Below are 10,257 nucleotides of genomic sequence, written 5' to 3' on the forward strand. Positions count from 1 at the left end.
CGATACAAGGTATGCGTTATTCTCACCAGTTACGGCATGGCAGGAATGGGTAAGCTACAGGTACTACTTTAGAATGGGGATAGGGTAGCTGGTTAAAAACTAAGCAATATTTAAGCCGAAATAAAATAAGCTTATTATTTAGGCGCTTACTACTTTAGGTAGTTTGAGAATAGCGGTGTATGTAAAAGACTCTGACGTTACCGGCACTGTTAAACTGCCTTAACTACCATGTCTGCTCCTGCGTTCAGGTCTCTGCTTTTGTCTCAGGTTAGGGCTGTTTAAGCACCTATGTCTGGTCTAGTAGCAGCGGGCCGCTACCTTTCGCTGCCAACATATCGTCCGGGTTATACAGCGGGCAGCTGTTCATGCTTAAACAGCCACAACCAATACAGCCGGTTAGCTGGTCGCGCAGCTTTTGCATATAGCTAATTCTGGCATCAAGCATTTGTTGCCAGTTACTGGCAAGCAGCTGCCAGTCTTCTGCAGTCGGGGTGCGGTTGTCCGGCAGCGAGTTAAACGCCTGTTTTATTTCCTCCAGACTAATACCCATTTTCTGGGCGGCTTTAATTACGGAAATACGCCGCAGCACATCCGGCTTATAACGGCGCTGATTGCCGTTATTGCGCAAGCTTTTAATCAGGCCTTTTTGCTCGTAAAAGTGCAGGGTACTTACCTTAACACCACAACGCTTTGCCACGCGGCCAACACTCCATGTTGCTTCTGCCATTTTTGCTCCACAATTTTTTTTCGCTAACCCTAAAAAAACACTTTACCTCAACTTAAGTTGAGGTTTTAACCTGCCGGTCGATTCAATGCAAGGAGAAATGCAATGACTTACCCGCCAGACCACGAACTGCCGCGCTGCCGCAGTTTTTTATGCCATTTATTCCGGTTGTTTAACCGGGCTATGCAAAATAAGTAACGCAAAAGGAGATAACAATGTATCTGGAACATGTAAATTTAGTGGTATCGGATATAGACGCCATGCTGCATTTTTACCGTGCGGCTTTCCCGCACTGGCGCATTCGGGATGAAGGCGAGGGCGAGTGGTATGGCAAGCCGCGCAAGTGGCTGCATGTTGGCGATGATTATCATTATCTGGCACTGAGCGATCACGGTGAAGGCAGCAACCGCGAATTGGCTGGACACAATGTTGGCTTTGCTCATTTTGCTTATGTAACCAATAACCTGGACGCTGTTATCGCCAGATTAAATAAAGCGGGTTATGCCATTGCTAAAGCAGGCGCAGAGGAGCCATATCGTAAAAATATTTACTTTGTTGACCCAGCCGGCTTTGAAGTGGAGTTTATTGAGTATTTAAGCGATATACCTGCAGAGCGCAAATAAACCCAGGACAGCTAAAATCACATAAAAAAACCGCTGCAGGGCAGCGGTTTTTTGGCTAGATGTGAAAGATTACAAACCCAGCTTGGTCGGCATGGCCGGTGCCGTGCTGTGATCGGCCGGTGGATTGGCTTTCAGCTCTTTTAAGGTATGCTCAATAGCGCGGTTTAACTGCACATCGATGCCTTTATTAACCGCGATCGGATCCAGTTCTACTTCAATATCCGGAGCGACACCTTCGTTCTCTACCCGCCATTCGCCATCTGGCGTATAGAAACGGAAAAACGGCACCACATGGAAGCCACCGTCGATCATTGGCGGGTTAGTAGAAATACCAATTAAGCCACCCCAGGTACGGGTACCGATGGTAGTGCCAAGCTCAAGGCGTTTAAAGGCCCAGGGCAGGAAATCACCGCCTGAACCGGCGTCTTGATCGATTAGCATGGTTTTCGGGCCGTAAATGCCGGCACCCGGTGTGGTGAATATAAGGCCATCGCGGTCTTTCCAGCCAGATAAAAACGGCCGGGTCAGAATTTCCGTGATGTAGTTAGCTGCCTGACCGCCACCGTTTTTGCGCTCATCCAGAATAACCGCTGGCTTGTCGGTCTGGGCAAAGAACATGCGGTTAAAGAAGTAAAAGCCACCATCGGCAGTATTTGGCAGGTAAACATAGGCGACTTTGCCGTCGGTTTTGTCGTTAACCAACTTACGGTTCTGCTCTACCCAGTGCCAAAGTCGCAGCTGGTTTTCATTGGCCACCGGTTCGACCGTAATATTGCGCTGGTTTTTACCACGGGCATCATCGGCAATGCTTAATATGACTTGTTTGCCCTGGGTGTTATCCAAAAGTGCAAACACATTGTCACTGGCGCTAAGCTCGCGGCCATTAATTGCCAGTAAATAGTCACCAGCTTTGGCACTGGCGCCAGGCACATTTAACGGCGCTTTTAAGAACGGGCTCCAGCGATCGCCGGTATACACCGTTTTAAACTGATACTTGCCGTTGTTAATTACAAAGTCTGCGCCAAGTAAGCCCACTTTGCTGCTGCTTTCCTGATGCACATCACCACCGCCAATCCGGTTATGGCCCACCTGTAATTCGGCAATCATTTGTACCAGTACATCGTTTAAGTCTTCCCGGCGCTGCACATGCTTAAGCATTGGCTGGTACTTGTCATAAATGGCCTGCCAGTTAATGCCGTGCATATTAGCGTCATAGAAATATTCTTGCTGCATGCGCCAGGCATCAGCAAAAATTTGCTGCCATTCTTTGGCGGGGTCAACAAAGCTGCGTACTTCAGCTAGTGATACGGCTTTTGCGTCAGGTTTTGCCTTCGCATCACCCACTTCCAGCTTATTCGGCAGGCTTAGCATTAGGATTTTTGTGCCATCATCGCTTAAATTGTAGCTGGCAATATCCTGCTTCACGCTTTCAGATTTTTTCTCTTCAAAATCGAACCGGTATAAGGTAGCGCTGTTGCGGCCATCCGAGCCAGGCAGCTCGTTGCTGCTGCCGGGTTGAGTACGTTCCATATAGAACAGGGCGCCGTCACTGGCGACACTTAAGCTGTCGTAGTTACGCTCAGCTATTGGCAGGGCAACAATCCGGTTTTGCAGACCGTTCAGGTCAAGCTTTACCGGTTTTACCGCCGGTTTATCCTCATCTTTGCCTTTTTTGGCGTCTTTCTTATCGTCTTTTTTGGCTGCCGATTTTGCTGGCTCATCACCGCTTTTCGGCAGCAACGGCGATTTGCCGTCGCTGGCCAGTACATAGGCATAGATAGCTTTACGCACGGGGCGCTCGCGGGTCGATAAATCCAGACCAACTTGGGATGGGCCTGTGTTAACTGACGCGCTAAAGTACAGATAGTCCTGGCTAAAGGCCGGATCATCCGCATGGCTCATGCCATCGGTGATCTGGCTGGCTTTATTGGTTTGAAAATCGAACAATTTAATCTGACTAAAATAATTTGCCCCTGCCGTGGTATATGCCAGATAGCGGCTGTCGGGCGAGAACGACACCTTAAAATCGGTGCGGCGCTCTGACGTATCAAGCCGCTGGCTGCGCTTAGTTTTCAAATTAAACGCGTATAAATTCAGGTGATTATCGTGGTAGACAATCCGCTCGCCATCGGGCGAAAAGCTTAGCAGGTTAAAGTAGCCAGTATCGGCTAAAGCAAATACTTCAGGCTCGCTTAAACCATCCTGGTTTTGCACTACCAGCTGATGCTTATTGCCGGCATCGGAAATATAAGCCAGTTTGGTGGCATCCGGGCTCCATAAGCCATCAAATTCGCGTACACCGCTGCTTTGGGTCAGGTTTCGCGTGCTACCGTCTTCAACTGGTACCGTGAAAATATCGCCACGGGCGCTGATCACAACCCGCTGGCCGGTGGTGGATAAGCGGGCGCTGGTTAAGGTTTTACTGGCGTCTTTCCACTGTGGCCGTTTTTGGGCTGATTGCGTGGTAATGCTGATATTTATCGGTTTACTCTGACCACTGTTGACATCAAACTGATGCAGGTACCCGCCAGCTTCATAAACGATACTGTTGCCATGACCGGCAGCGCTGCGCAGATCCCAGTCGGTATTGTTGGTTAACTGAGTAACCTGCTTATCGCGATATTGAAACAGGTTAACGGCGGTGTTGTCACGGTCTGATAAAAAATACACCGTATCGCCGAGCCAGAATGGGTTAAATTCATTGGCATTAGGGTGCGGTATTTTCTCCAGCTGCTGTTTTTCTAAATCGATAATCCATACCGGTGGGGTGCTGCCACCGCGATGTAGCCGCCAGCCGCTGCTGCCGCTATACGCCATGTTGTTAGGCCGGTACGCTAGCTTTTTACCATCGGCTGACAAGTCGCCCTCGAAGGCCACGGCTTCCATTAGCTTTTGTGGGTAACCGCCTGCAACACTTATTGAGTACAACTGATTACTGCGGCTATTGGCGATTTCGCGGTTTGACGCAAACACAATGCTTTTTCCATCGGGGCTCCAGCCATTAACGGTATCCGCGTCCGGGTGAAAAGTCAGTCTGGTAGCAGGGCCGCCAGTGGCAGGCATGACATAGACATCGGTGTTGTTGTCGTAACTGGCGGAAAACGCCAGCCAATTACCGTCTGGCGAAAATTTTGGCGCAAATTCACTGGCAGGGTGGCTGGTAAGCTGGCGCGGGTTCTGGCCATTGCGGTCGGTAAGCCAGATATCGCCACCGTAAACAAATGCCAACTGGTTGGCTGATATATCGGGTTGTTGTAATAAGCGGGTGCCATCGTTCGCGACGGCTGTGGTGGCGCTAAGGCCCAGGCCGATACAACATAACATGGCCAGTTTTTTGGGTTTAAACATCAGAGTCCCCTGTGTTTTATTATGGTTTTAAAAGTAAATAACCCACAAGTAATAGCACAGGAGAACATTTGTTGATGTCAAAAACTGTAAGCAGAGTTTTCTGTGCGACTAATGAAAGCCATCAGCCGCACTGAAGGGTAGATAGGTATCAGAAAGCTGTGCTGATTAAATAGCCGGTGTAGCCAAAAAACACCGCCAACAATAAGGCCCCCTCTAACCGGTTAATCCGGCCGGCTTTTTTGATACCGATGCCCAGCACCAGCAAGGCGACAGTTAAACCAAACATCAGGGTGTAGTCGCGGGTAAGCACTACCGGATCTACCGCCATAGGCTGAATTAGCGCAGCAATACCGACCACCGCTAAGGTATTAAACAAGTTAGAACCGATAATATTACCCAGTGCAATATCATGTTCGCCTTTTTTGATTGCCATCAATGACGATGCCAGTTCGGGTAACGAGGTGCCGACGGCTACCACGGTTAAACCAATCACTAAATCACTGACGCCAAGGCCCTGCGCGATATAAACGGCGCCATAAACCAGAAAACGGGAAGCAATAATCAGCAAAATCAGGCCCAGTACCAGCCACATTAACGCTTGCTTTAATGTCATGGTATTGTTACTGATTTCGGTATCAATATCGGCTGCCAGTGCATCTTGTGGGTTACGCATGCCTTGCCATACCGACCAGGCCATCACTGCGGCAAACACGCCGAGCAAGCACCAGGCATCGAACCGGCTAAGCTGATGATCAAACAATTGCCAGCCGGCAAACAGGGTAATGGCCAGCAATAAAGGTAATTCTTTTTTAATGACTTGCGAGTGCACATTTATCGGGCTGATAAGCGCAACCAAACCAATGATCAGGGCAATATTGGTAATATTAGAGCCATAGGCATTACCCAGCGCCAGGGCGGGGTTACCATCAGCAGCGGCCATGGCCGACACCACCATTTCGGGGGCTGAAGTACCAAAACCTACCACTAACATACCAATAAGTAACGGCGGCATGCCACCAAAGCGTGCGGTAGCTGCGGCACCATCAACAAAACGATCTGCACTCCAGACCAGTAACGCCAGGCCAAAAACTAACGCCAACACTGCCAAAAACATAAGGTTGTTCCCGTTGCAAATAATGTGGCATAGCATAACAGTTGCAATACTATTTTCCAGTGAGCGCAGCGCTCGGCAGCAACTATTTTTCAGCAGTTGTACTAAACTTTACCCAACGTTTCAGCGTAGTCGAAATCAGTTGATGTGTTATTGCTATCTCTAATCAAAAACGGTAGATCAGGAAAACAACGATGAATAACAATAAAAAAGTGCACCCTGCAGCCATTCCGGCCAAAGCCTATGAGTTATACGATAAATATGCCCATGGCATGTTAAACCGCCGGGATTTTCTAACCGCTATTGGCGGCCTGGCCATTGGTACTGCCACTGCTGCCAGTATTCTGGGCGGCTTATTGCCAAATTATGCACTGGCAGAGCAAGTGTCGTTTAACGACCCTGATATTACCGCTACCTATCAGACGTTCCCGTCACCAGATGGGCATGGGGAGGGACGGGGCTATCTGGTAAAACCTGCCAAAGCCGGATCTGCGCTACCAACCGTGCTGGTGATCCACGAAAACCGGGGTTTAAACCCTTATATTGAAGATGTGGCCCGCCGTTTAGCCAAAGCCGGCTTTATTGCCTTTGCACCTGACGCGCTGTGGCCACTAGGCGGGTATCCGGGTAATGATGATGATGGCAGGCAAATGCAGCGCAGTATGGACGGTCAGAAAATTATTGCTGATTTAAAAGCGGCTGCGATGTGGCTTGATAAGCTTGATGGCGGCAGTGGTAAACTGGGGGTAGTCGGTTTTTGCTTTGGTGGTGCCATGACTGGCTTGCTGGCCGCTGAATTGCCCGATGTGGTGAATGCTGGCGTGCCGTTTTATGGCTCGCCGCCACCGGCAGATAAAATAGCTGATATTAAAGCGCCATTACTGGTGCAGTTGGGCGAGCTGGATGAGCGGGTGAATGCCATGTGGCCTGAGGCTGAAGCATTGCTGCAGCAGCACAATAAAACATTTACGGTACACCGCTACCCAGAGTCACACCATGGCTTTCACAATGACTCTACCGCACGTTACAACGAAGCAATGGCGGAGCTGGCCTGGCAACGCACTGTAGCCTTCTTTAAGCAACACCTGAGTTAACTCGCTCTGCCAGTTATCCTTTAATCGGCCAGCTTGTCGCTCAAAGGCAGGCTGGCGTTACACTGGTGTATTGGCGCAGCTGATACATAAAGTGGTGAAGGGCACGGCGTTTAACCGCTCCAGTCCAATATCTTCGCCACATTGGCTGCAATTCAGGTATTCACCATGCTCCATGCGTTGCAGTGCAATATCAATTTGCTTTAATTCTTCTGCTGCGTTGTACTCCAGGCTGTTTAGTACCTGCTCGTTTTCCCGCTCGGCAGCCTGCTCAGCGGCGTCGGCGCTGCGACCCTGCTGAAAATCATCATGAATAGCATTTAACTGGCGTTCTAACTGCACTTTTTGCACTAATAACTTATGTTTTAATTGTTGGAGCGGCATAACTGACCCCTTAATTTACCCGTCAGTTTAAGCATAGCCTGCTTTTAAGGTTAAGGGGTTGATCTGGCTCATATCTGTTGTTGTTGTTGCTGCAATTGCCACATCCGGGCGTATTCGCCCTGGCGGGCAATCAACTGCTGATGGTTGCCTTGCTCGGCCACCATGCCGTCTTTTAATACAATGATGTTATCGGCGTCGGTTATAGTAGACAGCCGATGGGCAATCACCAGACTGGTATGGTTGCGTGCCACTTCGCGCATCGCTTGCAAAATAGCTTGCTCGGCACTGGAATCGAGTGCCGAAGTGGCTTCATCGAATACCAGGATAGGTGATTTTTTTAAAATAGCCCGGGCAATCGCAATTCGCTGCTTTTCGCCGCCAGAGACTTTCAACCCGCGCTCACCCACGATGGTGGCGTCACCTTGTGGCAGGCTATCAATAAATTTACGCAAATGGGCCAGCTCGATGGCCTGATCAACCTCTGCGTCACTGGCATCCGGGTTGCCATACTGAATGTTATCGCGGATGCTGCTGTTAAACAGTACCGTGTCTTGCGGCACAATAGCGATTGCCCGGCGTAAGCTGTCCAGCGTTGCGCTACCGATGTCCTTGCCATCAATCTTGATTTGGCCACCGGTAATGGCATAAAAACGATATAACAAACGAGACAGGGTGCTTTTGCCGGCGCCACTGGCCCCGACGATAGCCACTTTACTACCGGCGGGTACATGAAAGCTTAAGCCTTGCAAAATAGCGCGGTTTGCCTGGTAAGCAAATTGGACATTGTTAAAGGTGATAGCGCCGTGGCTAACCGCAAGCGGCTTAGCATCCGGGGTGTCGGCAATGGCGGGCTTGCGGCCGAGAAGCCCCAGCATATTTTCCAGATCGGTCAGGGCGCGGCGAATTTCCCGGTAAACAAAACCTAAAAAATTCAGCGGCAAGAACAGTTGGATCATGTAAGCATTAACCATCACCAGTTCGCCAAGACTGATATTACCGGCCCGTACTTCTGCAGCAGCCAGCCACATCAGGCTGGTGATGGCGCCAGCAATGATCAGCGCCTGACCTGAGTTGAGCGCCAGCAAGCTTAAGCGGTTTTTCAGCCGGGCCTGCTCCCATTTGGCCAGAAAGCCGTCATATGTTTTTGCTTCATACGCTTCATTGTTAAAGTACTTTACCGTTTCGTAATTTAACAGGCTGTCGACCGCCCGGCTGTTAGTGGTGTTGTCTGCCTGATTGGCTTCACGGATAAATTTATTGCGCCATTCGGTAACCGACACGGTAAAAAAGATATAAAGCGCCACGGCAATCACGGTAATAACGGCATACAACGGTGAGAACAACAGGCTGAATATAACCGCTACCGCCAGTATTTCGAACAGGGTAGGCACGATATTAAACATTAAAAAGCGCATCAGAAAGCTCAGGCCATTGCTGCCGCGCTCAATATCACGACTGATGCCGCCGGTTTGTCGATCCAGATGAAACGCCAGTTCCAGGCTATGCAAATGTTTAAACACTTTCAGACCAATCTGGCGCATCGCATGTTCAGTCACCCGGCCAAACAGGGCGTCACGCAGCTCGCCAAAAAATACCGTGGCAAACCGCAGGCCACCATACAATAACAGTAACGCAACAGGCAGCAGCACCACGCTGCTGACGGAAGGGTCCAGCGCATCAATAATTTCTTTTAAGGCCCAGGGCATGGTTAATGTGGCAGCTTTGGCGGCAATCAGCGCCAATATAGCCAGCAACACCCGGCCTTTGAATGCCATTAAATAAGGCCAGAGCGTAGCGACGGTCTGGCCCAGTTGCAGTGCCTCAGGACGTTTTTGCGGTTCCGGTTGTTTGGCTGTACTTCGCATCCCGCGCATAGACTGCTCTATTTAATAATGACTAATGAGTATTATGCATAAGTGCACAGGTAAGCGGTATCCTGGTTTACCTTTACCTGAAATTTCACATTAGCCGCTACGTTAAAATGCTGGCCGCTGTTAAACGTTTGCCAGTGAGTTGTACTGGGCAGTAATACCGTTAAAGCACCACTTATTACTGTCATGACTTCGTGCTTACTGGTACCAAACTCATATTCACCTGGCGCCATAACACCTACGGTGGCCGGTAGCTGTTCGCCGGCAAATGCGATAGACGCAACTTTGCCATCAAAATACTGATTAACGTTAAACATAATATCTCCTTAAAGTAAGCGTACTAGTAAACCTTAAAACCGCTGGTTTTCCCAGTAAAAAAAACTGACATTTCAATGTAAAATAAACGATTGATTATTTTGCATAATGTTAATGAAAATGACATAAATTAGCGCTATGGTAAGACGCTTTTTTTTATTTTTTTTAATAACAATAATTTCAGGGACCCACGATGAAAAAAACACTTTTAGCGGCCAGTATTGCATTGCTAATAGCACCTGCAGCGCATGCTGAGCTCTTTATTTCTGAGTATGTTGAAGGCTCTGCCAATAATAAAGCGTTAGAGTTTTTTAACCCGACCGACACCACGTTGAATCTGGCTGACTACCGGATAAACGTTTTTTTTAATGGCGCTGCCAGCGCGGGCGTCAGCGTAGCATTAAACGGTGAACTGGCCCCGGGGGCAACTTATGTGTTTGCCTCTGCCAGCGCGTCTGCAGAACTACTTAGCCTGGCAGATCAGACCATTGGCGGTGGGCTGTGGAATGGTGACGATGCCATTACCCTGACCAAAGATGGTCAGGTGATCGACAGTATTGGTCAGGTGGGCTTTGACCCGGGTTCGGCCTGGGGTTCGGGAAATATTACCACGGCAAACGACACTTTACGCCGCGCTGCCGTTAGCTATGATAGCAATCCGCTGGATACGTTTGAGCCTGCTGATCAATGGTTAGGTTTCCCCCAGGATGATTTTAGTGATATTGGCTTATTTAATGGTGAAGGTGGCGGACCAGTCGACCCGGATCCGGACTTTGATTTAAGCTGCGGC

Annotated in this window: 9 protein-coding genes; 3 read left to right on the top strand and 6 right to left on the bottom strand. The window is 49.3% G+C overall.

All coding sequences use genetic code 11. From position 1 onward, the window contains the following. Positions 1-286: 286 nt before the first annotated feature. Positions 287-727: a redox-sensitive transcriptional activator SoxR gene (soxR, locus tag ABY802_RS14355; RefSeq protein WP_372627813.1), complete on the bottom strand. Its 441-nt coding sequence runs from the start codon at positions 725-727 to the stop codon at positions 287-289. A gap of 212 nt (positions 728-939) precedes the next feature. Here soxR and ABY802_RS14360 point away from each other — a divergent pair, with 212 nt between their 5' ends. Further along, complete coding sequence (locus ABY802_RS14360) at positions 940-1,347, top strand: VOC family protein (RefSeq protein WP_372627814.1); 408 nt, start codon at positions 940-942, stop codon at positions 1,345-1,347. A gap of 69 nt (positions 1,348-1,416) precedes the next feature. On the opposite strand, the gene ABY802_RS14365 is transcribed toward ABY802_RS14360, so the two are convergent. After that, positions 1,417-4,695 carry a PDZ domain-containing protein gene (locus ABY802_RS14365; protein WP_372627815.1) on the bottom strand — a complete coding sequence of 1,093 codons (3,279 nt, stop codon included), beginning with the start codon at positions 4,693-4,695 and terminating at the stop codon, positions 1,417-1,419. 148 nt (positions 4,696-4,843) lie between these two features. Continuing rightward, positions 4,844-5,809 carry a calcium/sodium antiporter gene (locus ABY802_RS14370; RefSeq protein WP_372627816.1) on the bottom strand — a complete coding sequence of 322 codons (966 nt, stop codon included), beginning with the start codon at positions 5,807-5,809 and terminating at the stop codon, positions 4,844-4,846. 191 nt (positions 5,810-6,000) lie between these two features. Between ABY802_RS14370 and ABY802_RS14375 the strand changes: the two genes are divergently transcribed. Further along, a complete protein-coding gene (locus tag ABY802_RS14375; RefSeq protein WP_372627817.1) occupies positions 6,001-6,900 on the top strand; it encodes a dienelactone hydrolase family protein in 900 nt (299 codons plus the stop codon). A gap of 57 nt (positions 6,901-6,957) precedes the next feature. Here ABY802_RS14375 and ABY802_RS14380 read toward each other — a convergent pair whose 3' ends face one another. The 3 genes from ABY802_RS14380 to ABY802_RS14390 all read right to left on the bottom strand — a co-directional run bounded on the left by ABY802_RS14380 (position 6,958) and on the right by ABY802_RS14390 (position 9,469). Further along, complete coding sequence (locus ABY802_RS14380) at positions 6,958-7,281, bottom strand: TraR/DksA family transcriptional regulator (protein WP_372627818.1); 324 nt, start codon at positions 7,279-7,281, stop codon at positions 6,958-6,960. 68 nt (positions 7,282-7,349) lie between these two features. Further along, positions 7,350-9,155 carry an ABC transporter ATP-binding protein/permease gene (locus ABY802_RS14385; RefSeq protein ID WP_372627819.1) on the bottom strand — a complete coding sequence of 602 codons (1,806 nt, stop codon included), beginning with the start codon at positions 9,153-9,155 and terminating at the stop codon, positions 7,350-7,352. Between the two features lie 32 nt (positions 9,156-9,187). Then, on the bottom strand, positions 9,188-9,469 hold the full coding sequence (locus ABY802_RS14390) for a pyrimidine/purine nucleoside phosphorylase (protein ID WP_372627820.1): 282 nt from the start codon (positions 9,467-9,469) through the stop codon (positions 9,188-9,190). 191 nt (positions 9,470-9,660) lie between these two features. Between ABY802_RS14390 and ABY802_RS14395 the strand changes: the two genes are divergently transcribed. Further along, a partial coding sequence (locus ABY802_RS14395; protein WP_372627821.1) for a lamin tail domain-containing protein occupies positions 9,661-10,257 on the top strand: 597 nt, incomplete at its 3' end.

Source organism: Arsukibacterium sp., from assembly GCF_041616895.1.
In the GTDB taxonomy this organism is placed as follows: Bacteria; Pseudomonadota; Gammaproteobacteria; order Enterobacterales; family Alteromonadaceae; genus Alishewanella.